This window comes from Actinoplanes sp. NPDC023801, from assembly GCF_040639655.1.
GTDB lineage: Bacteria > Actinomycetota > Actinomycetes > Mycobacteriales > Micromonosporaceae > Actinoplanes.
In genome coordinates this window covers 81,213-102,705 of record NZ_JBFAAI010000014.1, presented here as the reverse complement: position 1 = coordinate 102,705, position 21,493 = coordinate 81,213, and the positions used below count along the sequence as shown (strand labels likewise).

Annotated in this window: 30 protein-coding genes; 8 read left to right on the top strand and 22 right to left on the bottom strand. The window is 66.5% G+C overall.

Translation table 11 applies throughout. The features are described 5' to 3' along the window. The first annotated feature begins 83 nt into the window (after positions 1 to 83). The 3 genes from AB0G04_RS24450 (at position 84) to mctP (ending at position 3,362) form a co-directional block, all read left to right on the top strand. Positions 84 to 1,373 carry a glycoside hydrolase family 18 protein gene (locus AB0G04_RS24450; protein ID WP_360986962.1) on the top strand — a complete coding sequence of 430 codons (1,290 nt, stop codon included), beginning with the start codon at positions 84 to 86 and terminating at the stop codon, positions 1,371 to 1,373. 124 nt (positions 1,374 to 1,497) lie between these two features. Further along, positions 1,498 to 1,719, top strand: coding sequence for a DUF3311 domain-containing protein (locus AB0G04_RS24445; RefSeq protein WP_360986959.1), 222 nt, complete (start codon positions 1,498 to 1,500; stop codon positions 1,717 to 1,719). After that, positions 1,716 to 3,362, top strand: a complete 1,647-nt coding sequence (mctP, locus tag AB0G04_RS24440; RefSeq protein ID WP_360986956.1) for a monocarboxylate uptake permease MctP — start codon at positions 1,716 to 1,718, stop codon at positions 3,360 to 3,362. Before AB0G04_RS24445 ends, mctP begins: the two co-directional genes overlap by 4 nt. A gap of 27 nt (positions 3,363 to 3,389) precedes the next feature. Here mctP and AB0G04_RS24435 read toward each other — a convergent pair whose 3' ends face one another. After that, positions 3,390 to 4,178, bottom strand: coding sequence for a DUF6301 family protein (locus AB0G04_RS24435; RefSeq protein ID WP_360986953.1), 789 nt, complete (start codon positions 4,176 to 4,178; stop codon positions 3,390 to 3,392). Between the two features lie 177 nt (positions 4,179 to 4,355). Between AB0G04_RS24435 and AB0G04_RS24430 the strand changes: the two genes are divergently transcribed. Next, on the top strand, positions 4,356 to 5,084 hold the full coding sequence (locus tag AB0G04_RS24430) for a DUF2637 domain-containing protein (protein ID WP_360986950.1): 729 nt from the start codon (positions 4,356 to 4,358) through the stop codon (positions 5,082 to 5,084). A gap of 228 nt (positions 5,085 to 5,312) precedes the next feature. Here the strand turns inward: AB0G04_RS24430 and AB0G04_RS24425 are convergent, their stop codons facing one another. Together AB0G04_RS24425 and AB0G04_RS24420 are read right to left on the bottom strand one after the other, a co-directional pair. After that, on the bottom strand, positions 5,313 to 5,681 hold the full coding sequence (locus AB0G04_RS24425) for a hypothetical protein (protein WP_360986947.1): 369 nt from the start codon (positions 5,679 to 5,681) through the stop codon (positions 5,313 to 5,315). A gap of 671 nt (positions 5,682 to 6,352) precedes the next feature. Then, entirely contained in the window at positions 6,353 to 6,679 is a 327-nt protein-coding gene (locus AB0G04_RS24420; protein ID WP_360986944.1) for a hypothetical protein, read from the bottom strand. A gap of 158 nt (positions 6,680 to 6,837) precedes the next feature. Here AB0G04_RS24420 and AB0G04_RS24415 point away from each other — a divergent pair, with 158 nt between their 5' ends. Continuing rightward, positions 6,838 to 7,296, top strand: a complete 459-nt coding sequence (locus tag AB0G04_RS24415) for an NUDIX domain-containing protein (RefSeq protein ID WP_360986941.1) — start codon at positions 6,838 to 6,840, stop codon at positions 7,294 to 7,296. Between the two features lie 14 nt (positions 7,297 to 7,310). Next, positions 7,311 to 7,649: a divalent-cation tolerance protein CutA gene (cutA, locus tag AB0G04_RS24410; protein ID WP_360986938.1), complete on the top strand. Its 339-nt coding sequence runs from the start codon at positions 7,311 to 7,313 to the stop codon at positions 7,647 to 7,649. Between the two features lie 91 nt (positions 7,650 to 7,740). Here the strand turns inward: cutA and AB0G04_RS24405 are convergent, their stop codons facing one another. From AB0G04_RS24405 to AB0G04_RS24315, 19 genes are all read right to left on the bottom strand, one after another. After that, complete coding sequence (locus tag AB0G04_RS24405; RefSeq protein ID WP_360986935.1) at positions 7,741 to 7,998, bottom strand: hypothetical protein; 258 nt, start codon at positions 7,996 to 7,998, stop codon at positions 7,741 to 7,743. A gap of 323 nt (positions 7,999 to 8,321) precedes the next feature. Beyond that, the gene (locus tag AB0G04_RS24400) at positions 8,322 to 9,599 is read right to left on the bottom strand and encodes a site-specific integrase (RefSeq protein WP_360986932.1); all 1,278 of its coding nucleotides are present in this window, start codon (positions 9,597 to 9,599) and stop codon (positions 8,322 to 8,324) included. Beyond that, positions 9,599 to 9,793 (bottom strand): helix-turn-helix domain-containing protein, encoded by a 195-nt coding sequence (locus AB0G04_RS24395; RefSeq protein WP_360986929.1) that lies wholly within the window; start codon positions 9,791 to 9,793, stop codon positions 9,599 to 9,601. The genes AB0G04_RS24400 and AB0G04_RS24395 overlap by 1 nt, the downstream gene beginning before the upstream one ends. After that, positions 9,741 to 9,989, bottom strand: a complete 249-nt coding sequence (locus tag AB0G04_RS24390) for a hypothetical protein (RefSeq protein WP_360986926.1) — start codon at positions 9,987 to 9,989, stop codon at positions 9,741 to 9,743. Before AB0G04_RS24390 ends, AB0G04_RS24395 begins: the two co-directional genes overlap by 53 nt. 69 nt (positions 9,990 to 10,058) lie before the next feature. Then, positions 10,059 to 11,639 (bottom strand): replication initiator, encoded by a 1,581-nt coding sequence (locus tag AB0G04_RS24385; RefSeq protein ID WP_360986923.1) that lies wholly within the window; start codon positions 11,637 to 11,639, stop codon positions 10,059 to 10,061. Beyond that, positions 11,636 to 12,478, bottom strand: coding sequence for a hypothetical protein (locus AB0G04_RS24380; protein ID WP_360986920.1), 843 nt, complete (start codon positions 12,476 to 12,478; stop codon positions 11,636 to 11,638). Before AB0G04_RS24380 ends, AB0G04_RS24385 begins: the two co-directional genes overlap by 4 nt. A gap of 68 nt (positions 12,479 to 12,546) precedes the next feature. Then, entirely contained in the window at positions 12,547 to 12,783 is a 237-nt protein-coding gene (locus AB0G04_RS24375; protein ID WP_360986917.1) for a hypothetical protein, read from the bottom strand. A 17-nt stretch (positions 12,784 to 12,800) separates the two neighbouring features. Beyond that, complete coding sequence (locus tag AB0G04_RS24370) at positions 12,801 to 13,238, bottom strand: DUF3307 domain-containing protein (protein ID WP_360986914.1); 438 nt, start codon at positions 13,236 to 13,238, stop codon at positions 12,801 to 12,803. Beyond that, positions 13,235 to 13,654, bottom strand: a complete 420-nt coding sequence (locus AB0G04_RS24365) for a hypothetical protein (protein ID WP_360986912.1) — start codon at positions 13,652 to 13,654, stop codon at positions 13,235 to 13,237. Before AB0G04_RS24365 ends, AB0G04_RS24370 begins: the two co-directional genes overlap by 4 nt. Continuing rightward, positions 13,651 to 13,833 carry a hypothetical protein gene (locus AB0G04_RS24360; RefSeq protein WP_360986909.1) on the bottom strand — a complete coding sequence of 61 codons (183 nt, stop codon included), beginning with the start codon at positions 13,831 to 13,833 and terminating at the stop codon, positions 13,651 to 13,653. Before AB0G04_RS24360 ends, AB0G04_RS24365 begins: the two co-directional genes overlap by 4 nt. Beyond that, positions 13,830 to 14,180: an RRQRL motif-containing zinc-binding protein gene (locus AB0G04_RS24355; RefSeq protein WP_360987248.1), complete on the bottom strand. Its 351-nt coding sequence runs from the start codon at positions 14,178 to 14,180 to the stop codon at positions 13,830 to 13,832. Before AB0G04_RS24355 ends, AB0G04_RS24360 begins: the two co-directional genes overlap by 4 nt. A 776-nt stretch (positions 14,181 to 14,956) precedes the next feature. Then, a complete protein-coding gene (locus AB0G04_RS24350) occupies positions 14,957 to 15,409 on the bottom strand; it encodes a hypothetical protein (RefSeq protein WP_360986906.1) in 453 nt (150 codons plus the stop codon). Continuing rightward, positions 15,406 to 15,594 (bottom strand): hypothetical protein, encoded by a 189-nt coding sequence (locus AB0G04_RS24345; protein WP_360986903.1) that lies wholly within the window; start codon positions 15,592 to 15,594, stop codon positions 15,406 to 15,408. Before AB0G04_RS24345 ends, AB0G04_RS24350 begins: the two co-directional genes overlap by 4 nt. Continuing rightward, the gene (locus AB0G04_RS24340; RefSeq protein WP_360986900.1) at positions 15,591 to 16,115 is read right to left on the bottom strand and encodes a hypothetical protein; all 525 of its coding nucleotides are present in this window, start codon (positions 16,113 to 16,115) and stop codon (positions 15,591 to 15,593) included. The genes AB0G04_RS24345 and AB0G04_RS24340 overlap by 4 nt, the downstream gene beginning before the upstream one ends. A 114-nt stretch (positions 16,116 to 16,229) precedes the next feature. Beyond that, the gene (locus AB0G04_RS24335) at positions 16,230 to 16,421 is read right to left on the bottom strand and encodes a hypothetical protein (protein ID WP_360986897.1); all 192 of its coding nucleotides are present in this window, start codon (positions 16,419 to 16,421) and stop codon (positions 16,230 to 16,232) included. Beyond that, complete coding sequence (locus AB0G04_RS24330) at positions 16,418 to 17,269, bottom strand: FtsK/SpoIIIE domain-containing protein (protein ID WP_360987246.1); 852 nt, start codon at positions 17,267 to 17,269, stop codon at positions 16,418 to 16,420. The genes AB0G04_RS24335 and AB0G04_RS24330 overlap by 4 nt, the downstream gene beginning before the upstream one ends. A 119-nt stretch (positions 17,270 to 17,388) precedes the next feature. After that, on the bottom strand, positions 17,389 to 18,291 hold the full coding sequence (locus AB0G04_RS24325; RefSeq protein ID WP_360986894.1) for a hypothetical protein: 903 nt from the start codon (positions 18,289 to 18,291) through the stop codon (positions 17,389 to 17,391). Between the two features lie 154 nt (positions 18,292 to 18,445). Then, the gene (locus tag AB0G04_RS24320; RefSeq protein WP_360986891.1) at positions 18,446 to 18,832 is read right to left on the bottom strand and encodes a hypothetical protein; all 387 of its coding nucleotides are present in this window, start codon (positions 18,830 to 18,832) and stop codon (positions 18,446 to 18,448) included. Between the two features lie 145 nt (positions 18,833 to 18,977). After that, positions 18,978 to 19,190, bottom strand: a complete 213-nt coding sequence (locus AB0G04_RS24315; protein ID WP_360986888.1) for a hypothetical protein — start codon at positions 19,188 to 19,190, stop codon at positions 18,978 to 18,980. A 440-nt stretch (positions 19,191 to 19,630) separates the two neighbouring features. Here AB0G04_RS24315 and AB0G04_RS24310 point away from each other — a divergent pair, with 440 nt between their 5' ends. Continuing rightward, positions 19,631 to 20,911: a hypothetical protein gene (locus AB0G04_RS24310; protein WP_360986885.1), complete on the top strand. Its 1,281-nt coding sequence runs from the start codon at positions 19,631 to 19,633 to the stop codon at positions 20,909 to 20,911. A 14-nt stretch (positions 20,912 to 20,925) separates the two neighbouring features. Continuing rightward, a complete protein-coding gene (locus tag AB0G04_RS24305; protein WP_360986883.1) occupies positions 20,926 to 21,486 on the top strand; it encodes a GNAT family protein in 561 nt (186 codons plus the stop codon). Positions 21,487 to 21,493 lie beyond the last annotated feature (7 nt).

Here is a 21,493-nt window from a genome sequence, read left to right as displayed (position 1 = left end):
CGGCGGATATTGACCCTCGCAGGGCTCGACGTTTAGCTTCCTCAATTAGGAAACTTTCTTCAACGTTTAGCCCTGGAGGGCTCATGCGCGGTTTCACCCGCCGCCTCGTCGCCGTGGCGGCGGCCGCCTCGTGCGCAACGGTGGTCGTATCCGCTCCCGCACAGGCGCACGGCAACGACAAATACACCAAGGTCGCCTACTTCACCCAGTGGGGTATCTACGGCCGTGACTTCCAGCTCGCCGACGTGCAGAACTCCGGCGGCGCGGCCAAGCTGACCCACCTGAACTACGCGTTCGGACCGGTCACCGCGGACGGCGTCTGCGCCTCCGCCGACCCGTGGGCCGACTGGCAGACGCCGTTCTCCGCGGAGAACAGTGTGGACGGTGTCGCCGACGTGGCCGGGCAGCCCATCTCCGGCAACCTGAACCAGATCGCCGAGCTCAAGAAGAAGAACCCCAAGCTCAAGGCGCTGATCTCACTCGGCGGCTGGAGCGGTTCGGCGTACTTCTCGGACGCGGTTCTCACCGACGCGTCGCGTAAGAAGCTCGTCTCGTCGTGCATCGACCTGTGGATCAAGGGCAACCTGACCGGTCTGCCCGAGGGCGTCGCCGCCGGTATCCTCGACGGCATCGACCTCGACTGGGAGTGGCCGGCGTCGTCCGGCAACGACGGCAACATCATCCGGCCCGAGGACAAGCAGAACTTCACCCTGCTGCTCGCCGAGTTCCGCAGCCAGCTCGACAGGCTGAGCCGTACGACGAAGAAGAAGTACCTGCTCACGGCGTTCGTGCCGGCCGCGCCCGCGAAGATCGACGTCGGTTTCGAGGTCAAGAAGATCTTCAAGTACCTGGACTTCGCCACCGTGCAGGGCTACGACTTCCACGGCACCTGGGAGCCGCGTGCCAACCAGCAGTCGGCGCTGCGCGTGCCGGCCGGAGCGCCGGACAACCCGGACTTCTCGGTGGAGAACACGGTCAACCACTGGCTCGCCGGCGGTGCACCCAAGAGGAAGCTGATCCTGGGCGTGCCCTACTACGGGCAGGGCTGGACCGGCATCGCCAGCAGCGCGAACAACGGTCTCTTCCAGCCGGCCACCGGCCCGGCGCCGGGTCTCTTCGCGGCCGGCACCGAGGACTACAAGACCCTCAAGAAGCTGCCGGCGCAGGGCTTCACCGTCCACCGTGACCTGCGTAACGGTCACGCCTGGCTGTTCGACGGCAAGACCTTCTGGACGTACGACGACCCGGGTGTCGTCTTCCAGAAGGCGCTCTACATCCGGGCCAAGGGTCTGGGCGGCGCCATGATGTGGTCGCTCGACGGCGACGACGAGAAGGCGTCGCTCACCAAGGCGATCGCGGCCGGACTGAGCTGAGACAGCGGCGGGGCGGTGCTTTTCGGCGCACCGTCCCGCCCGTTCGGCGCATCAGGGATCGCCTGTACGGCCAGATTCTCGTTAGCGTGACGTGGACCACACGCAACGTCGACTGAGGAGACTCATGGCTGGGCCGGAAACTCCCCGTACCGATAAAAGTCCCTGGAACTGGTTGCTCCTGGTGCCGATCGTGGTGCCGCTGCTGACCTTCCTGTACAACCACGAGGAGCCGCGGATCGCCGGCTTCCCGCTCTTCTACTGGCTGCAGTTCGCCTTCATCCTGCTCGGCGTCGGCACCACGACGCTCGTCTACCAGATGACCAAGCGGAACCGGGGCCGGTCATGAGCGAGCACGTCACCGAGATCGTCATCTTCACGGCCCTGTTCCTGCTGGTCAGCGGCATGGGCTTCGTGGCGGCGCGCTGGCGGGCGCCGAAGGACATGGCCCACCTCGACGAGTGGGGACTCGGCGGCCGCAGCTTCGGGGGCTGGGTCACCTGGTTCCTCGTCGGCGGGGACCTGTACACGGCGTACACCTTCGTGGCCGTGCCCGCCCTGGTCTTCGGCGCCGGTGCCGCCGGGTTCTTCGCCGTGCCCTACACGGTCGTCATCTACCCGCTGTTCTTCCTCATCCTGATCCGGCTCTGGTCGGTGTCGCACCGGCACGGCTTCGTCACGCCGGCCGACTTCGTGCGCACCCGGTTCGACTCACCGACCCTCGCGCTCGTCGTCGCGATCACCGGAATCGTGGCGACCATGCCGTACATCGCCCTGCAGTTGATCGGTATCGAAGCGGTCCTCAAGACGATGGGCGTCACCGGCGAGAGCGTCCTGGCCCGGCACCTGCCGATCATCATCGCGTTCGCGATCCTGGCCGCCTACACCTACCAGTCCGGGCTGCGCGCGCCCGCGCTGATCGCGTTCGTCAAGGACACCCTGATCTACATCGTGATCATCGTGGCGGTGCTCTGGCTTCCCTACAAGCTCGGCGGATGGGGTGCCATCTTCGACGCGGCGGACGCGAAGTTCCAGGCGTCCCCGGCACCCAACGACGGGATCATCCTCAACGCCAACAACCAGGTCCAATACTTCACCCTGGCCCTCGGGTCGGCGCTTGCGCTGTTCCTCTACCCGCACAGCATCACCGGGGTCCTGGCCAGCAAGAACCGTGACGTCATCAAGCGCAACATGAGCGCGCTGCCGGCGTACAGCCTCCTGCTCGGCCTGATCGCGCTGCTCGGCTACATGGCCATCGCCGCCGGTGTGAAGCCGCTGCCCGGCACCAACCCCGGCACCGTGGACAGCAACACGGTCGTTCCGGTGCTCTTCGACCAGCAGTTCCCGTCCTGGTTCGCCGGCATCGCGTTCGCGGCCATCGGCATCGGCGCTCTGGTCCCGGCCGCAATCATGTCGATCGCCGCGGCGAACCTGTTCACCCGCAACATCTACAAGGAGTACCTGCGCAAGGACGCCACCCATGCCCAGGAGGCCAACGTAGCCAAGATCACCTCGCTGGTGGTGAAGGTCGGCGCGGTGGCCTGCATCGTCTTCCTCGACCCGCAGTTCTCCATCGACCTGCAGCTGATCGGCGGCGTGATCATCCTGCAGACCGCGCCGGCCGTGGTGATCGGTCTCTACACCCGATGGCTGCACCGGGGCGCGCTCATCGCCGGCTGGGCGGCCGGCATGTCGATCGGCTTCTGGATGCTCTGGCAGATCCCGAACGCAGCCACCGGCCGCAAGCACTTCGGCGGATCGGCGTTCCCGCTGTCCGAGTTCGGCTTCGACACCCCGCGGACCATCTACGTGGGCTTCGTCGCGGTGCTGGTCAACGCGCTGGTCGCGGCCATCGTGACGCTGGCGCTGCGGGCGGCCAAGACACCCGAGGGCGTGGACGGCACCGAGCCGGCGGACTATCTCGCCGACGAGGGCGACCCGCGCATCGAGCGGCAGCGCACCACCCCGGTCGACAACGTCTCGTCGACCTGACCATCTCCGGTTGCGGCGGGCTGCTCATCACCGGCCCGCCGTAATACCAACCACCATCTTCCGGTACGCCCAACCGGTGGCCGGCCACGGGAGGATCTCCGTCCGGCCGCCGGCGTACACGGTCAGGCAATCCTCCACCTGGCGCAGCTCGACAACCGTCTCCGTGCCGGTGAACACCCGCAGCACGCCGCCGACGGGCAGGACCGCGGCGGCCGTCGCCAGGTGCTCCACCCGCGCGGCTTCGTCCCGCGCGGCCCTGTCGTGCCCTGCCCTGTCGTGCCCTGCCCTGTCGTGCCCTGCCCTGTCGTGCCCTGCCCTGTCGTGCCCTGCGTTGTCGGGGGTGGCCTTGTCGGGCGTGGCCTTGTCAGGTGCGCCTTTGTCATGTGTGGCGGCCGGCTGGGGTGCCCGCCGCGGGGCCGGGCGTAGCCACAGGTCCAGCGCACCCGGCCGGTCGACGATCTCCAGCACGCCGGCGGCCACCCGCCATCCCACGCTCGGATCCGGGCCCGGGCAGCGGCTCGCCGGCGGCCCGAGCCGCTCCGCCACCTGATCGATCGCGGCCACGAACTCGTCGCGCCGGTCCAGCACGGCCATGCCGTCCCGTTCGCTCAGAATCAGGTAGACGGCGGTCACCTCGTCCCGGAACAGGAACGCCCCCGCCCGCCCCGGTGCGGCGTCGAACGTGCAGCTCACGGTGCCTTCCAGTGGGGGCCGATAGATCCAGCCCGCAACCGCGGCCAGCCCTTCCAGCTCGCCCGTGGTCCAGCCCCAGCCGGTCCCGGCGACCGCGGCCACGGTCCGCTCCAGCACCCTCACGCGAGACCCCCGTTCACCGTGTCCGCGGCCATTCTCGCTGGCGAAAGTCACATCGCCGGGCCACGCGACGGTAAGGGCGTACGCGAGACGAATTTCGGTATTAGTCCGACTAGAGCCTTTAGTTCGGTAGCGTCGGGTTCTGCACCGCCCGACCGCCTTCTCGCCAGGAGCTCAGCGTTGCCCACCCAGACGACCCTGACGCAGCAGTTCGCTACCGAATACGCCAAAGGCGCGGTGCCCGGCATGCTCAGGGCCATCCGGACGATCAAACGCGCCAACAGTCTGATCCTCATCGGCGCGCTCGCCGCCAGTTACCTGCACCAGGCTCACTACCTGGCAACGCTCGGCGCCGGCATGTTCGCCTGGATCGTACCGGCCGTCTTCGACCTGGCCATGCTGTCCATGCTGACCATCGCGCACACCGCCGGCATGGCCGCCGACGCCAAACGGGCAGCCATGAAGATCCTCGCCGTCGTCGTGACCATCTCGGCCGCGGTCAACTTCGCAGCACCCGGCCCACTCGGCCTCCGCATCATCTTCGCCCTGGTCGTAGGCCTGGTCGCCGGAGTCGAATGGGTAGCCGCCAAGATCCGCCCCGACTTCGCCGCCATCGAGGCCCGCGAAGTCGCCGTCATCACCGAGGTCCGCCCCAACCGCAAACTCGACCCCGACGTCGCCAAGGCCCGCGCCGCCAAGGCCGCCGCCACCCGGCGGGCGAAACAGGAGGCGGCCGAGGCGGCAGCCCGCGCCGCGGAGGAGGCGGCCCGGGCCCGGGCCACCCGAGCCGCCGAACGAGCCAAGGCCAAGGCCGACAGGGAAGCCCTGGAACAGGCCGAGCTGGACCGCTTCCTACGCGAGGGCCGAGCCGAATACGACGACGTCGTCGGAGCCCACCGAGCCACCTGACCAGCTCGCCGCGCATCCGTTGGACCCGCGCCGCACCTCACGTCCCCTGATCCCTTTCTGCCGGGGTTCTTTCTGCCGGAAGAAGCGGGCTGTCCGGGAGTTGGCTGAGGTGCAACGGGCGAAGTGAAGGCGTGCGGCTGCGGCACCCCTCTCTGGGATCGACTCGTTCATTTCGCAGCGCCGGACGGTCACCCGTCCGGCGCCGATCAGTCCGGGCGGTACGGCTTGTCAGCACTTGTGGTTGCTGCCCCCATCTTCCAGTTCGGAGTCCTGGGACCAGCCGCGCACGACTTGGGTGTCGTCGGAGGCTTCCAGGTGCGTCCAGGAGTTGCCATCCTCATCTATGACGTAGCAGTGATAAAGCACCGAGTCGGTGGCCTCCCCCCAAGCGGTCGTGTGGCAGTCAGTACTGGGGCCGGTGTGGATGGGGACGTCGTCGTTGAGGAATCCACCGGACTTCATCACTACCGTCCAAGACGGCCGTTTACACCCCATATCGGCCGAGGCGTCGTGTCCCGCAGCACCCGTGGCCGCTTGGGCGGGCGCGGCGACGAGCACGAGCGGTATTGCGGTCATCCAGACATTGATTGGGCGCATTGCGGGAACCTCCTGAGTTCAGTTCTTTCCAGCCCTGATGGCATTTAGCGAATTTCGCTACAGTGAGTCCGAGTTTTTCCGGTAGGGCCGATGAGCTCGCCCACCTCGGTCGGAGAGGGCTCTGCACACCTCTGATTTGTTTCCCAGGAACGGATCACCCAGAACGGGTCGCGCACCGAATGCTCCGCCTCGGGCGGATGAGGCTCGACGCCAAGAGCGCCGGCAATTCGATTCGAGAAGTGTCTGATCGATCTTCCGGAACTCAATTCACCGGGCAACCGGACACTCGCTGCAAGCGTAGAGTGCGTCCGCGGTCACCGCGGAAGAATCGGGACATAGGAATCGATCATGATCATAATCAGTGCCTCTGCACCGGTGGCCGCCCGCGAGCGCAACATGCAGGCTCTTCGAACTTGAGCGGGTCGAGGTGTCCGCGGTGATAGAGGGAGGTGGCGGCACGGGTGCGGAGGCGGCCGCGGAAGCCTTAGCGGTCCGCTACGCCTTTCCGGACTGAACTGTCGCGATCCGCGCCCGCCTGTCGCAGATCACTGCAAAGGGCAGGTGGTGAACGCTGGTGTCCCATCCCGGCTGATGTTTGACGTTTCCGTCCCCATGGTTGCTTGACGGTTGTTTCAGGTTTCGGTGCGCGGCCGCCGGATTGGCCGGCTCAATCAGTCTGCTGCCGGGTGGGCGGCGGAGTTGCCGGTGAGCCGCCGGTCGTACTCGGTGACCAGTCGCTTGGGTGCCCGGTTTCGCCAGGCAAGCTCGATCAACTCGCGCATCCGCGCATGGGTGATTCTGGTGGGGTCCACGCGGAGGCCGACAAGGATTCGTTCATTTCGCCATACCGGGGAGTAGATGTCCGGGTTGTTGGCTGCCGACTGTTCAGCCGCGGGCTGTTGTACGCAGCGGGCTGCAGGTCGGTGCGTCCGGAGGTTTTGCGGGTCGCCGATCGCCTCGTCCACATCGGCGAGCTGGTTCCGGTCGGAGGCGCTCACGGCGGTGTCATCACTGGATCGCCGCCGCCAATTTCCCCTGCACCGTCCGGGCCGTGTCCTTCGCTGACCCACGGTGCTTCGGCAGCGGTCGTACAGTCGACTTGTTCTGATGGGGGCGGCCTGCTGGACCTTCTCGCTCCTTTCGAAGGGATCAACTGATGAGCCACCCTGAACGCCCACGCCACTCGGTCAGCGTTGCGGCCGTCATCACCGACGATTCAGGACGGGTTCTCGTCGTGCAACGCCGCGACACCGGCAAGTGGGAGATCCCCGGCGGCATCCTCGAACTCGACGAATCCGTCCATGCCGGAACGCGCCGCGAAGTAGAGGAGGAAACCGGCGTCGTGGCCGAACCGGATCGCCTCACCGGCGTCTACAAGAACGTCCGGCTCGGCGTCGTCGCACTGGTCTTCCGAGCCCGCCTCGTGAGCGGCCGGCCGGGGCCGACCGAGGAGAGCGTCGCCGTCGACTGGTGGACACCTGACGAAGTCGCCGCCCGCATGAGCGAAACCTTCGCCATCCGAGTCCTGGACGCACTCGACTCCACCGACGTGGCCGTCCGCATTCACGACGGGGTACAGCTTCTCAATGAGGAAGTCGCCCCGCCGGCCATGTGAGGAGCACGTCAGCGATGACCGAGAAAGTCTGTGAAGTGATCATTACGGCGCCGGATGCCGAGTGGCTGGCGCAATTCACACGCTCCCTGGTGGAAGACCGGCTCTGTGCGTGCGGGCACAACATGACGCCCATCCGAACCGTCTACCGGTGGCAAGGAGTGGTGCACGACGAGGCGGAAGCCCGCGTGGCCCTTCACACCCGGCGTGCCCTCGTGCCGGAAATCATCAGTCGTACGAACCGCGAGCACCCTTTCGAGGTTCCCTGCGTCATAGCTCTGCCGATCACCGAGGGCAATCCGGCGTATTTGCGGTGGATCCTCGACGAGACGAACCCAGCTGCCCCGCCCGCATGAGCGCCTCCGCCTCAGCGCCGATTTAGCCCTGCGGCGGGCGCGTAGAGATGCAAAAGCCCTGGATCGCCTCGGAGGGAGGACGTCCAGGACTTCACCTTGTGAGGGTGGCGGCTTCATCTGGTGTGTCGACCACGGTCACTTCGATGTCGTAGACGAAGCCGGAAGGAGCTTCAGGGAAGGGGGTGGGGGAGCTACTTGGCACTGCGGCCTGGTGTTCCTCTACCAACTGCAACTCTCCGCTCAGCTCCCAGTCGGGCCCCAGGAAGTACTGGAAGGTGCCTACCGTTGAAGCGAGCAATACCGCGGCACACACTGCGATTCGCAGGCGTACGGCGATGTCACTGGTCATGCGCTCAAGATACGGATTGACTAGGCTTCCGAATCCTCCGTTTGGTCCCGAACTGGGCCTTCGGCGTATCACTGCCAGTCCTCTGGAAGCCGAGCCTTGCGGTGAGAAAACTCGGTCGTGGCCGGACGGGCAGGCTCCCGGGATAAGGGGAACTCCGCTCGCTCACCGACGGTGAGGTCGAGATGTGGTTCGGGATGACCCTCTGGGAGATCGCGCCAATGTTGACCGACGTCACCCAGTAACACCCATATATAAGGAGAGTTCGACGCCGCCCCGGCGGTCGTGACCTTGAGGGCGGCGGACGAGTCGGCCTGTACGCCGGACTATGTGCCCCGAACTGGGGTTGACCTGCGGATTCTGTGCCGCCAGGCCCGTGTAGGGCGTCTCCAGGGCGTGTGCGGCTCTCTCCGGGTGCCGAACAGTTTGTCGATCGCCGCGCGGGTGCGTTCCTCGCTGGCCGGCATCAGGTGGGTGTAGGTCCGGAGCGTGAACCCCGGGTCGGCGTGGCCGAGGTACGCCGCGAGCGCTTTGACGGTCTCCCCGGCATCCAGGAGCGCCGAGGCGTAGAAGTGACGCAGCGCATGCATCCCGTTGTCCCGGCTGCGCTCCATCCCGGCCGCCGCCACGGCAGGGTGCCAGAAGTTCGGGTTGAAGTCGCTGCGGTTGATTGCGTTCTTGTGGGTGGTGGTGAACAGCAGCACGGCGGATTCGCGCCGGTCGTTGTCCGGGTCTTCCCACGGCAGGGTCACCGCCATCGGCGGTACATCGGCGATGTGCTGTGCGAGGACTTCCGCGATCGCGTCCGCCAGCGGAACACGTCTGTCCTTGTTGTTCTTCAGCAGGCCGAATACGAGCCGGGAACGCACCCGTTTGACCTGCCGTCGGACGTGAATCCAGCCGCCTGCGAAATCGATGTCCTCAGCCGCGAGACCGAAAATCTCCCCTTGGCGGAGCCCGCAGCCGCTCCCGAGATCGACCATGGGCTGATATCGCGCCGGAATGGCCGCCCGTACGGCCCGAACCTGCTCCAGTGTCCAGGGAACGACTTTGCGTTCGTCCGGACGTGGCCGGTCCACTGATTTCGCCGAACACGGATTCTTGGCGATGCGCTCATCATCGACGGCCGCACTGAAAATCGAGCGGAGATGAGCGAAGGTGACCGCACGGGTCGCCGAGCCGATGACGCCGACCAGCTGAGCGTCCCATTCACGGATATGGCCGGGCCGGATAGCTGAGAGCTGCCGATGCCCGAAGAACGGGTAGAGATGCCGCCGGACCCGGATCTCCATGCTTTCGCGGGTGGACGCGTCGATACGCCGTGTCCGTAGCCACGTCTCGGCGTAGTCCCGAAACAGGATCTGGCCGGCGGCCGGATCGATGTAGACGCCCCTACGCTTGTCCGACTCAACCGAAATCAGGTAATCCTGAGCGGCTTTTTTGGCCCGGTCCGGGAAGGACTTCTTACGCTCGCGGCCGGTGTTGGGGTCCTCGTATCGGACCCGGTAGCGCATGCCGGTTCCGTACAGCCGGGTCTTGACTTGGTGGGTGCTGCCGTCGGGCCGGGTGACGGTATTGAACCAGCGGTCCTCGATGTGTCCCATCAGACCGCCTGCTGCTGGTCTCGGAACCACTGCCGGACTTCCTCGGGGTCGTACCGCAGGTACCGGCCGACGCGGCTGGCGGGTGGGCCGTAGTGGCGTTTGCGCCAGGTGTAGAGCGTTTCCTTCGGGATGCGGAGATAGTCAGCGACCTGGTCTATCTCCCAGAGTGGTTCCGTCGTTTTCGGTGCTGCCATGGGTCTCCTTGCGGGTGACGGTCACGTACACCCGGATCTCTCCGGTACGACGTGCGGAATGGGTACTGCTGCGAACCGTCGCCTGACCGCCGAACAGTTTGTCGAGATAGGCGGTCAGGTAGCGCTGTTGAACCTGAACGGTGTCGGTCGGGCCGATGAGCCGGATGGCCAGCAGGGGCCGGGCGACGTTGGGCATGGTGGTGTCCTTTCGGGTTTGTGGGTTCACGCTGTGGAGTTTTCAAGGAACGGTTTTGACACGTACGTGTCAGGCGGCGCGAGGGTGGGCGGTGGCGGATGGGGCCTGGTCGAGGTCGGCCAGGTCCAGGGCGTGGTCCCGGCGGCGGGCGGCGTCGGCGGCGGAGTTGGCGAGCAGAGCGTCTCCGGTGGTGATCCAGCCGGTGGCCTCGTAGCCGAGTCGGCAGACCACGAGGTCGGCTTCCTGGTCGTCCCACAGGTGCGGGTAGCCCTGGGTGCGCCGCCAGATCGTGCGCTCCAGCCGTTTGTAGGTGTAGGTGACCGAGAAACCCCGGCTCTTGGTGGTGATGTGCCCGCCGTGGCCGTACTGGTGGGCGTAGCGGCGCAGCCGTTGCCAGCCCTCAGCCTCGCCGAGGTCCCAGCAGGCCTGGATGAGTCGGCCCAGGTGGGTGTCCGGGCGGGCGAACAACTCGATGGTCATCTCGTCGATGCGGCGGAACACCTGCCCGGTGGCCTCGGTGCTCTTGGTGACGTATTTGGCGAGGTAGCCGGTGAGCTTGACCATGTTGTCGTCGCCGCCGGGCGCGTTGATGTCCTTGAGGTCCAGGCCCTTGCTACCCCAGGCGATCCGCCAGCCCTTGCCGCCGTTGGCCGGGTGGGCAGCGGTGACGAAGGAGGTTTTGCGGAATGCGGTCTCCAGCACGCTGGCGAACATGGCGCGGGTGACGATGCGGTCGGCCGGGACGATCGCCGAGGGGCAGTCCGGGTGGTAGCCGTCCAGGCGGAAGATGGCGTGGTAGTGGATCACGCCGCGTGCCTGGAATTCGTAGACCTTGACGTAGCGGCGGCGCAGGTCGACACCGAGGCGCTTGCCGAGGCGTTCGAGTTCCCGGTCGGCTTCCTGAACGGTGCGGCGCCACAGCTCGGTGGCCTGCTGGTTCCATACGACGTGCCCGGCGTGGTCGTAGCAGTCGAGGCAGAACGGGGTGCCGACAGCGGGATCGGTGGTCTTGTGCCGCAGCGTGCAGCGGATCTCCGCGCCGTGCGGGCAGGTGTTGCCGAATGGTCGACAGACGGAGGCCCGGCAGGTGCAGCGTTCCCGGCTCTTGCAGTCGGCGGCATGGGTCTTGACGACGCGGTGGTGGACCGGCCCGAACGAGGGTGCGGTGGCGGTGAGGAAGATTGCGATGTGCTGGTCGAGTGGGGGCAGGCCGTAGCGGTTGCCTTCCAGCCCGGCACGGAGGATCTGGAAGGTGTCGCGGCGGTAGACCTCGGCGCAGGACGGGCAGACGGAAGCGCGGCGGTTGCCGCACGGTGTGTAGATGACGCCATCGGGCATGGATGCGGTGTCGATGACGTGCATCAGGGAGCCGTCGCGGTTCTTGACTTCGATCTGCCCGGACAGCCGGATCGGGCGGGTGCAGGAGGCGACCGCGCTGATGTGGTCGAGCCACTCGGGGAACTCACCGGAACGGACACGGCGGCGGGCTGACGCGACTTCGGCAGGGTCGAACCCGAGCCGGGCGTCCGGGTGCTCGCGGATGGGGCCGGCCTTGGGGGTTGCCCAGGGCCAGTAGGTCTCGGCGTTCTCCCCCGCACCCACCACCAGGGAAGTGGTGGTGGGTGTGAGAGGCAGCGTCGAGCTGCTCATCGGGCGGCCCCGATCGGGGTGCCGTTGTGGGGCCGGGTGTTCTCCGGCAGGGTCGGGTGGGATTCGAGCTTGGCGAGCAGGTCGCGGGCGATGGCGCTGGAGACGCGCAGCCGGACGGCGAGTTGGCCGGCGTTGATGTCGTTGCCGTTGGTCTCGCGGTGCGAGGCGGCGATGGTCCGGGCGTTGTTCAGCAGCGCGTCCGGGTACCGGGGTTCCGGTGCAGCCGGTGCCGGGGCGGTGGGCGCGGTTGTCTCCGGGGCAGGGGCGGGTGCCGCTGCTGCCGGTGCGGTGGTCTTCTTGGCCGGGGTCCTTTTCGCGGGTGTCTTCTTCGCCGGTGCTGCTTTCTTGGCGGGGGCGGTGGCCCTGGTCGTGGATGCGGCGGCCGGGCGGACCTCTACGCGCGTGGTGTCAGATGACGTGGCGGGTGAGGTGGCCGGCTTTTCAGCCGCGACCGGGTTGGTGGGCCGTTTGCTGGTGGCGGAGAAGACGAGCTTGGACAGGCCGAGGAAGGCCAGCGCGGGCAGGGCGGAGACCACCCAGCCGGAGACGCCGGGCTTGGCGACGGCGAGCTGCGCGGTGAGGGAGAACAGCACCGCGCCGAACAACAGGACCATCGGGTACCGGACATCCGCACGCGGGTCACGGCGACGGCGACGGCCGATCTCGATGATGGCTGCGGTCGGGATCAGCTCCGAGATGACCGCGTTTGCCCAGCCGAACCATTCGTCGGTTCCGGTCGGGCTGTTGTCGAGAGTCCATTCCTTGACGTGGGTGAACGAGGCTGCTCCGGCCATGCCGCCAACGAGCAGGACGATGACGATCAGGATGAGGAACTGCACACCGTCGACGGAGATCCGCTTAGGCGGTGTGGTGGGTGCGGGTGCGTCCGTTACAGACGCGGCGGTGGTCATGAGTAGGCCCGCGACGGCGTGGGCCGCTGAGCCGGTTCGGCGAACAGGGAGAAGGAGAGGATGACGGGGTTCTGGTAACCCTGACTGGCCAGCTGGTCAGACAGGTCCCGGATCTGGTCGATGTTGGAGATCAGGTCCTTGACCACGATCTCGGCGTTGCGGAATTCACGGCCGCGACGGCCCTCGCTGGTGAAGGAGATGAAGTACCGGTGGCGAGTGGGGTTGGCGTTCATGAGATGACGTCCTTTCGTCAGAGACAGGCGATGAGCAGGGAGGCGACCCAGAGGCAGCAGTAGTGAAGGGATTGGTCGGCGAGGTACATGCCGCAGATCGGGGTCTGCCGATCGGCGAAGGCGGCGGAGCCGGTGTTGTCGAGGAGCCAGCGCACGAGCCAGCGGCGGTCGATGACCGCGTGAGTGATGAAGGAAAATCCGAGTCCGGTGGCCAGACCAAGCCCGGTGACTGGCAGGTCCAGGAACAAGATGGTGATGGTGATCATGACCGAGGCGGTGAGGTGGTAGGTGGTGACGTGCATCAGCACGTGCTGCCAGCCGCTACGGCCGGGACCGACCTTTCCGGCGGCGTTGTCGTCGGTCTGGATGATGTGGTCGCCGACCTGGTGAGCGGCGTGCAGGGTGACCGCCATGACGGCGAACGTGAGAGCAGTCGTGAGAGCGATGGTGGTCACGCGTAGACCTCCGGATCGAGAGGGAGGACCGCCACGACGCCGTGGCAGTCTTCGCAGAAAATGGGTGTGAGGTTGATCGATGCCAGGTCGTCGACCAGGTCGGCGAAGGTGGCGTAAGCGATCGGATGGACGGCGATGCCGTCACAGCCGGGGCACTCGTCGGTGCAGACCGGGCAGCGCTCGAAGAGTTCGCCCAGCACGGGATCACGGCCGGCGGGCATGTTGCGCTCGATGCAGAACCGGCAGTGATCACGCCGCAGGTGTTCCAGTGCCCGCGCTGTGGCCTCGGGCCAGGTGGCGAAGGCGCCGAGGACGAGCACGCAGCACGGGCAGAACGCCTCCCACGGCTGCTCGGGAGCGAAGAAGCCCAGTGAGTTGAGTTCGACTCGAACACGCTGTTGGTTGAACAGACTCATCGGGTCCACCACCGGCTGGTGGGGCGGTTCGGGTCGGTCCAGCGGCAGACGTCGCAGTCGTAGTAGCCGCAGTACTGGCAGCAGTCGGAACGGTCCTGGCCCTTCGGCATCAGGTCCGCGCAGTAGTGGTCGCCGCACGGGCACGGCTGTTGTTCGGTGGGAGGAGTCGGCTGAGTCATGCGGCACCGCCGGTGAGGCAGTCGCCGCACATCTCGTTGCGGGTGGAGATGTAGTAGTCCTTTATGTCACCGCACTTGGGGCAGGTCCGACGCGCTGCCAGGGCCTTGCTGATTGCCGCACGCTGAGCCGGAGTGGCCTCTCGCTTGGGCTTGGCCTGATCGATGCGGTACAGGTAGGCGACGCGGTCCCCGCGACGCCACAGGATCTGGGCGGCGATCTCCTGACCGCCTGGGCGAAGGCCCTGCTCCCGCAGCTGGCGGCGGGTAGCCAGGTCGGTGGGTGCCATCCGGAACGGGTAGGTCGGCGTGCCGCCGTGCCGCTCACCGGTGGGGTCGTAGAAGCGCATCGAGTCCTCCGGGTCTTCAGGGGCGGCCGGGACGTCGTCGGCCTGGTCGTCGCCGTGGGTGCACGGCTGGCCGAACGTCGGGAAGGTGTAGGTGTCCCGGTCGATGTCCTCGGGCAGGAACGCGGCCTCGCAGACGCCGCAGACGATCGGGCCTTCCTCGAAGGCCGTCACCGACAGGCGGATCTTGCGGGGGCACTCGCATTCGCAGGAGACGCCGTTGTTGTTGTTCGTGCGCTCCTTGCCGGGACCGAAGGTCTCCGGGTGCCGGTAGATGCCCAGCTGCTCGGCCAGACCGGTGATGACGTCGCCGTAGTCGGCGGCGGCCTGGTCGGTGAGGGTGCAGGGGGAGTAGCCGAGCCGGTCGTCCTTTTCCGCCTTGAGGCCGAGTTCGGCGGCGAGGGTGGCGAACTTCTTGTTGTGCCAACGGCCCTGACGGGAGGTGTCCTGCACACCGCGCACGTCGGCGAGACCGTGGGTGGCCTCATGCAGCAGGGTGACGAGGATTTCGGCGGGGGACCGCTTAAGGCCCTCACCGGAGATCAGCACCTCGGGCAGCTGGCGGTCGCCGTGCTGCCAGCGCAGGGAGGCGAAGTGCCCGTACTTGAGCGAGGCGTTGGGTTTGGCCGGCGAGCCAGAGCCGACGATCAGAACGACTTCCGGAACCTCGGGGTGCCGGGTCCGGATGGCGGTCCAGGCGGATTCGAGAGCGGACAGCAGTCCGGCAGAGGTGAACGGTTGACACGTAGGTGTCAGGTCGGGCTTCGTGGTGGAGGTGGTCATGCGGCAGTCCTCCGCGAGTGAAGGCGGTAGGCAGAGGCGGCGTACTGAAGCGCGCCGATTACGTGCACCCGGGTGCGGTTCGGGGCGGTCTCCCAGTCGAAGAGGGAGGCGTGCCGTCGGGCATGGCCGACGGTGAGCAGGTAGGAGTTGAACCACTCGACGGCGGCGGTGTAGACGTGCAGCGCTTCATCGCTGGTGTGGTCCAGGTAGAACACGGCCCGGCCGAACATGGCGGCGCGGATAGCGCCCAGGGCCGAGGCGGAGTAGCGGTGGGTGCGATGCACCCAGCAGTTGGCCCTGCACCCGCTATGGGTGTCGTATAGGGCAGCCGGGGTCCACCCGTTCTGGACGAGGTAGGCGGCGGCCCGGTCGAGCAAGTCGGCGACATCGCCGATGTCCAGGCAGGTGCGCGGCGGCACTGTCTGGTGGTCGCACTTCGGGAGAGTCATGCGACGGCCCTCCGCGTGGCGCGGCCCGTGAAGAAGAACAGCTCGATGCGCGCAGGGACCGGCACCGGCTCAGCAGTGATCGGCTCGGTTTCGCGGGAGTAGCCGTAGCCCAGGTCGGCGGGCGCGGCGGTGATCAGGTAGCGGCGACAACGACGGTGCCAGCGGGAACGGGTCGCGGCCTTCATCGGTGGGCCGCCAGCCAAGCGAGGAAGCCTTCACGGGCGGGGATCCGGTCGTTGTCGAGTTCGTTCTCGGCATAGGTTTCGAGGTCGTCCTCGGACGCGTGCTCCCAGTCGTATTCGTCGGCCGCCGCCCGGAGGGTGGCGATGACGTTCTTGGCCGTCTGGCAGTCGCTGTCGTTCCAGCCGACGATGTCGGTCAGGTCGGTGTCGCCTTCGCTGTGGAAGGAGCCGATGCCCTGCTCGTTGAGGTAGATGGTCAAGTAGCCGGCCGCGCGGCGGAAGTCGCCCTGGGTTTCCAGAAGGGCAGTGGTCGGGATCGAGGTACGGCAGCCGTGAGCGGCCATGCCGATCGCGCCGAGGGCGCAGGCCGAAGGGAAGGCCCCGTCTCCGGAGTAGTAGCGGGCGCGAGCCCAGCCGCGGAGTTCGAGGTAGTCGGCGGCCCCGCGCAGGGTGAGAGCCGGAGTCACCACCAGTTCGGTGGTGGTGTCGGCTGCGGTGCCGGTCGGGTTTTGGGTACGGTGCATGACGCCACGTCCTTTCGGGGGCGGTGGTGGTGGCCGACGGGCCGGGCGTGCTTTCCAGGGCTGAGACCGGTTCGTCGGCTTTTCCTATGTGGTTGGTGCTGGTGGAGCCGTGTGTCAGCGGTGCTTGGCCGCGTAGGCGACGAGGTATCTGCCGACCGGACCGAACGGGCATCGGCGACAGGTGACGGAGTTACGGGCGAAGCGGTGCGGCTTGCGCCAGGTACCGCAGGTGGTGCAGCGGATCGCCTGTGCCCGGCCGTGGTGGTCGCGGCGGACACGCGGGATCAGAGCGGTGACGGTGTTCATGCGACTGCCCTCAATCCGGTGGTGGGCTTGGCCGCTCGCGTGCGCCGCACCCAGGCGGCGTAGTCCGCGACGCGGATGATGTCCTCGTTGGTGAGGTAGGCGGCCTTCACCAGGCCTGGTGTCCCGCCTTCACCGATGAGGAAGCCGCATCCCTGGTTCTGGGGATCGACGGTGTTGGACGAGTAGCCCTTCGCCGCCCAGCCGTGCCCGAGGACGATGTCCGAGGACACGTCGTTGGTGCACCGTCCGGCGAACCGCCAGGCGAAGAGGTCCCGCAGCGACGGCAGGATGATGTCCGAAGAAGGCCGCTGAGTCGCGGCGATGACGATGATGCCGACGGCCCGGCCACGTGCAACCAGGTCCCTGAGCAGGACCATGAATCGTTCCTGGTCCTTCTTGTCGCCCATGGTGGCGGAGAAGCAGGCGATCTCATCGATCGCGACCAGGATCGCCTCGAACACGTCGGCCGGGATGAACTTCTGCCGGCGAACTGAGTCGAGGAACGTGTACCGGTTGTCCATGACCGTTTGCAGGCGTTCCAGGGTAAGGATCGCCAAGTCAAGGTCCGGGCCGACGAACACGTCAGCGCAGCCCTTCCACAGGCCGAGTTCGACGAGTTTGCCGTCGAGCAGACACAGACGGACATCAGTGCACAGCGCAGCGGTGCCAATGATGGTGTTGAGCAGCGACGATTTCCCGGCGCCGGGCTCTCCGCCGATGAGCAGATTCCGGTAGATCAGGGGCAGGTAGACCGGGTGACCGAATTCGTCGATGCCGAGAAACAGCGGATCGAATATGGACATGGAGGGACCGACCGGGATATTCGGCCGGGCGAATGGCGAGGACATAGCGCCGTGGCTCCGATCGGATAGCGGAGGGATGGTCCGGCGTGACGCTGGTGACCGACGGTCGATGGCCACGCCGGAACCGTGATGGAAAGTTCTTGACACCTACGTGTCAGGAAGGGTCAGGCGTAGTCGTTGGGGTCGAAGTCGTCGGAGGGCGACGGTTCCGGCTGGCGTCCGCGACGCGACCGGGATTCATTGGTGTCCGGGGAACGCCGAGGGCGCACAGGGACGTCGTTCAGGTTCACGCCGACCGGCGGGACGGCCGGGGAGGTCGGCGCGTTGGCCGGCATGTCCTCGGGCACAAAGTCCGGCAGGCCCGACAGCACCGTGTCCGCCAGCGTGTCGCGGCGGGTGATGTCGAGACGAATCAACGCCGCGTGCTTGCGCGACGCGCGGATGACGCGGACTTCGTTGGCCCAGCAGCCCACCGCCAGCCGTTGCAGCTGACCTTCCTGTTCCAGATCGTGCAGCGCGAGACCGGGCCGGAGCCAGACCCACACCCGTTCACCGGCCGGGGTAGGCCGGGCGAGCAGGATGAACGGCAACGTGCCCTGCCGATTCTTAGCGATGAACGCGGCGAAGCACATCCGCAGCCGATGCCGGACCGCCAGGCACCAGAACACCGACATCACTGCGAATCGAACCACCCGGGCCAGAGCAGAAGCAGCGAGCGCGACCACGACCACGAGCGACACCCACAACGGGGTTGAAGTCATCAACAGCACCCAGCCGTAGACCAGTACCGCGCTGATCAGGATTTCTGGCAGCCACCACCAGACCATCCTGATGATCGGCCACACCAGGACCAGGAACCCGAGCAGAATGCCCAGGAAGAAGCCCGCAGCGAGCCCGGTCAGGATGCCGAGGATCGGGTGCATGTAGTGCGATGCGACAGTGCCGCCGAGCAGACCGGTCACCGCCAGGGTGACCCAGAACGTGATGAGCGCCTTGCGACGCTGGCTTTGCAGGACCGGGGCCTCAACGACCGTGACGGACTGCCCCTTGCCGTTGCCGCCGATCACTCTGCGACGGCTACACTTCTGCATGACGATTCCTCCCTCTCCGGAGGGCTAGGAGTTGCTGAAAGAGCAGGTGCGGGGCCGCTCGTGGACGCCAATCTCTGGCGGCCCCGCGTCCTGTGACTCGTTGTGGCTTCAGGAGCCAGACGGATAGGGGTCAGGCCGCCTTGAGAGCCGTCGGACCGGACAGAACCTCCAGACCGGACGCCTTGAAAGCGACACCGGAACGGGTCTTGCCGTTCTGCTCCGACACCCACGGCAGCGCCTCCAGGTCGACCGGGTGGACCTGGTCGCCGTCCTGAACGTTCGGACGCTCCGCGCTGACGATCGTGACGTTCATCTGCGCGCTCCACTTCTTGCCCGGCGTACGACCGCGACCGAACACCGGCGCGGTCCACATCGGCAGACCCGTGTCCCGGGTGTCGATCTTCTGCGCACCCTTGTCATCGAGCTTCGGCATGATCTCGTCCGCCATCTCGAAGATGACGCCCGTGGTGTCCAGCAGCAGACGCGGCTGAGTGCTGATTCGGGGCTGGTTGGCCATTTGTTGACTCCTTGGCATCTATGACGCACCCACCATGGGTGACTGTCCGGGTGAACATCCGACGATATACAGCGCCGGTGCTGTAAAAGCGACCATACAGCTCCAGTGCTGTATTCGCTAGTGGTGTGCTGAGGTGAGGACGTGCCTACTTGGAACGGCGAGGCCGGGAGGAAGCCCACGCTCTGACGGTCGCCGGACGCCACACCGGCGAGCGGCCGAACATCCGTTCGGAAGCCGGTGCCTGCTCACGGGCCACGTACGCCGCCCAAGTGCTCCGCGTGATGCCGAGGAAGGCCGCGCAATCGGTGGCCGTCCACCAGTCGGTGGGCAGCTGGTCGGCGTTTACAGGCGTGGGCATCCCTCCCAGATTACGTCAGTTGGCGACATTGATCGACTAACTAACCCACGCGCTCGCGAACGCGTGTCTGCCGCCTCGGGTGTCGGCGGTTACGTGGGGTACGCCCGTGATTGACCAGCAGGATGAAGCAGATCTCCAGGCCGATCAGCACGCACCCCCCGACGAAGACCAGGACGGGAATCATTCCGGGGACGTTCATCACGCCACCGCCTCTCCGGTATCGGGTCGCTGCCGGGAGTGGCAGCGGGCACAATCGAAGAATGCGGTGATCGACAGGGACCTATCGAGGTCCCGGTGTGGACCAATGCCGGACATCTCGTGGACCTCTGACGGACATCGGTTGAACAGGCATGTCAGCGTGAGTCACCGTCGAGGAAAGAACCGGAAGACACAGGGAGGGGATACACAGCGTGTCCAGATCGCGCCCCGAACCCCGGACCGTGCTTGAGCACCTCATCCAGCAGCGGAACCGAACCTACGAAGAGATGGTCGTGGAGTTCTCCCGCCTGGACGAGCACGCAACGATCAGCGCTCGGCACCTTGGCCGACTGGCCCGTGGTGAGCGGGGATCGACCGGAGCGACACCCGCAACGCGGCGTGCGCTTCAGTCGATGTTCGGGATGTCGCTGGAGGACTTGCTCCGTCCCTACCAATCGGTTCTCGAAGTCACCCCGCCGCCGGCGAATGACAGCTCATTGGTGCTGCCGTCTCCCGGCAACGAAAGGAGCATCCTCGTCATGGCAGCCGACCGAGCCCGTCGCTTCGCGCTACTCACCTCCGAGAGCACCACTCCGGAGGCCGTCGACCAGCTCCGCGATGACGTTCAGCGTTTGGCGCTGGCGTACCCGCAGCGACCGTTGCCTGAGATTCTCGGCGATCTCGCCGAAACGCAGGACACCCTGTTCACTCTGCTGGAGCGGCGCCAGACTCCCCAGCAGGCCCGTCAACTGCACTTCCTCGCCAGCGTGACGAGCGGTCTTCTGGCAAAGGCTTCGCACGACCTGGCAGATCCTCACGCGGCGATGTTGCAGGCGCGCACCGCGATCCTGTGTGCGGACCAGGCCGACCACAACGGGCTCCGAGCCTGGCTTCGCGGCCTTCAGTCCCTCGTCTCCTACTGGGCCGGACGCTACGCAGAGTCTGTCCGCTACGCCGAGATGGGAACAGTGTTCGCCTCCCGCAGCAGCGGCACCGCGTCTGTCTGGCTCCCGGTCAGTGCCGCCCGCGCGTACGCAGCTCTCGGCAACAGCGAGAAGGCAATGACCGCGATCCGGGCAGCGGAGGAGGCGTGGCATCACGTCGAGCCCGACGAGATGGACGAGTTGGGCGGGACCTGTACCTTCAACCAGCCGAGGACCGTGTACTACGCCGCCGACGCGCTTGCCTGGCTGCCGGGCCACGAGCAGGCGGTCGGCTACGCCGAACGGGCGGTCGCCGCTTACGCCGATCGGCGGGATCCGGCGTGGGCATTCGGCGACCAGGCCGGCTCACAGGCGGACCTCGCCATTGCGCGGATCGCTGCGGGTGAGATTGAGGGAGCGTACGAAGCGGTGTCCCCGGTGCTCGACCTGGAACCCAGCCAGCGCATCAACGGCATCATCCACTCGGTCCAGCGAGTCCACCAGGCCGTGAGCCGGGCCGGTCTCGCCGCCGAAGCGACCGACATGATCGAGCAGATCGAAGACTTCACCACTACACCTCTGAGGTCCCTGCCGCGGTAGGGCAAGATCGGGGCATGTACCCCGTAGAACTCAGCGGCCGTGTCGTCCAGCTCCGGGAATTCCGGATGGAGGACGCGGCCGCTTCTTTATCCGTCGTAGGCGACGACCGCGTCACGCAATGGCTCTCGTTCGACAGCCGCAGCGGGGTTGAGGCCGAGAACATGATCAGCGGAGCTATGGAACGAGCCAGGTTAGAACCTCGAACCGAGTACTACTTGGCCGTGACAGCGGACGATGAGTTCGTGGGGTTCTGTCGGCTTGGGTTCGACGGGGTCAAAGCCGCGAAGCTCGGCTATGCCATCGCAGCGGAACACTGGGGGCATGGGTACGCAACGGACGCGGCCGAAGTACTTACAGACTTTGGGTTCCGTGTGCTCGGTCTTCACCGTATCTCGGCCGCTATTGGCCCGGACAACGAGTCGTCCATCGCCGTGGCAGTCAAGCTGGGCATGCAATACGAAGGACGTATTCGGCACCACGTCTTCACTAACGGAGCCTGGCGAGACTCTCTCCTTTACTCGGTCTTGGCGGATGAGTGGTCGCAGCGTTCGGTTTCCCTGTTAGCCAGCAGTTAGCTTGTGA

Excerpts from the sequence above, each read along its gene's own strand:
- AB0G04_RS24335 (WP_360986897.1), bottom strand. The coding sequence starts at position 16,421 with ATGAACACCGTCACCGCTCTGATCCCGCGTGTCCGCCGCGACCACCAC.
- AB0G04_RS24385 (WP_360986923.1), bottom strand. The coding sequence starts at position 11,639 with ATGAGCAGCTCGACGCTGCCTCTCACACCCACCACCACTTCCCTGGTG.
- cutA (WP_360986938.1), top strand. The coding sequence starts at position 7,311 with ATGACCGAGAAAGTCTGTGAAGTGATCATTACGGCGCCGGATGCCGAG.
- AB0G04_RS24355 (WP_360987248.1), bottom strand. The coding sequence starts at position 14,180 with ATGCGCTTCTACGACCCCACCGGTGAGCGGCACGGCGGCACGCCGACC.
- AB0G04_RS24405 (WP_360986935.1), bottom strand. The coding sequence starts at position 7,998 with ATGACCAGTGACATCGCCGTACGCCTGCGAATCGCAGTGTGTGCCGCG.
- mctP (WP_360986956.1), top strand. The coding sequence starts at position 1,716 with ATGAGCGAGCACGTCACCGAGATCGTCATCTTCACGGCCCTGTTCCTG.
- AB0G04_RS24425 (WP_360986947.1), bottom strand. The coding sequence starts at position 5,681 with ATGCGCCCAATCAATGTCTGGATGACCGCAATACCGCTCGTGCTCGTC.
- AB0G04_RS24395 (WP_360986929.1), bottom strand. The coding sequence starts at position 9,793 with ATGGCAGCACCGAAAACGACGGAACCACTCTGGGAGATAGACCAGGTC.
- AB0G04_RS24350 (WP_360986906.1), bottom strand. The coding sequence starts at position 15,409 with ATGACTCTCCCGAAGTGCGACCACCAGACAGTGCCGCCGCGCACCTGC.
- AB0G04_RS24400 (WP_360986932.1), bottom strand. The coding sequence starts at position 9,599 with ATGGGACACATCGAGGACCGCTGGTTCAATACCGTCACCCGGCCCGAC.
- AB0G04_RS24390 (WP_360986926.1), bottom strand. The coding sequence starts at position 9,989 with ATGCCCAACGTCGCCCGGCCCCTGCTGGCCATCCGGCTCATCGGCCCG.
- AB0G04_RS24445 (WP_360986959.1), top strand. The coding sequence starts at position 1,498 with ATGGCTGGGCCGGAAACTCCCCGTACCGATAAAAGTCCCTGGAACTGG.
- AB0G04_RS24375 (WP_360986917.1), bottom strand. The coding sequence starts at position 12,783 with ATGAACGCCAACCCCACTCGCCACCGGTACTTCATCTCCTTCACCAGC.
- AB0G04_RS24320 (WP_360986891.1), bottom strand. The coding sequence starts at position 18,832 with ATGGCCAACCAGCCCCGAATCAGCACTCAGCCGCGTCTGCTGCTGGAC.
- AB0G04_RS24450 (WP_360986962.1), top strand. The coding sequence starts at position 84 with ATGCGCGGTTTCACCCGCCGCCTCGTCGCCGTGGCGGCGGCCGCCTCG.
- AB0G04_RS24305 (WP_360986883.1), top strand. The coding sequence starts at position 20,926 with ATGTACCCCGTAGAACTCAGCGGCCGTGTCGTCCAGCTCCGGGAATTC.
- AB0G04_RS24360 (WP_360986909.1), bottom strand. The coding sequence starts at position 13,833 with ATGACTCAGCCGACTCCTCCCACCGAACAACAGCCGTGCCCGTGCGGC.
- AB0G04_RS24415 (WP_360986941.1), top strand. The coding sequence starts at position 6,838 with ATGAGCCACCCTGAACGCCCACGCCACTCGGTCAGCGTTGCGGCCGTC.
- AB0G04_RS24365 (WP_360986912.1), bottom strand. The coding sequence starts at position 13,654 with ATGAGTCTGTTCAACCAACAGCGTGTTCGAGTCGAACTCAACTCACTG.
- AB0G04_RS24340 (WP_360986900.1), bottom strand. The coding sequence starts at position 16,115 with ATGCACCGTACCCAAAACCCGACCGGCACCGCAGCCGACACCACCACC.
- AB0G04_RS24345 (WP_360986903.1), bottom strand. The coding sequence starts at position 15,594 with ATGAAGGCCGCGACCCGTTCCCGCTGGCACCGTCGTTGTCGCCGCTAC.
- AB0G04_RS24330 (WP_360987246.1), bottom strand. The coding sequence starts at position 17,269 with ATGTCCTCGCCATTCGCCCGGCCGAATATCCCGGTCGGTCCCTCCATG.
- AB0G04_RS24315 (WP_360986888.1), bottom strand. The coding sequence starts at position 19,190 with ATGCCCACGCCTGTAAACGCCGACCAGCTGCCCACCGACTGGTGGACG.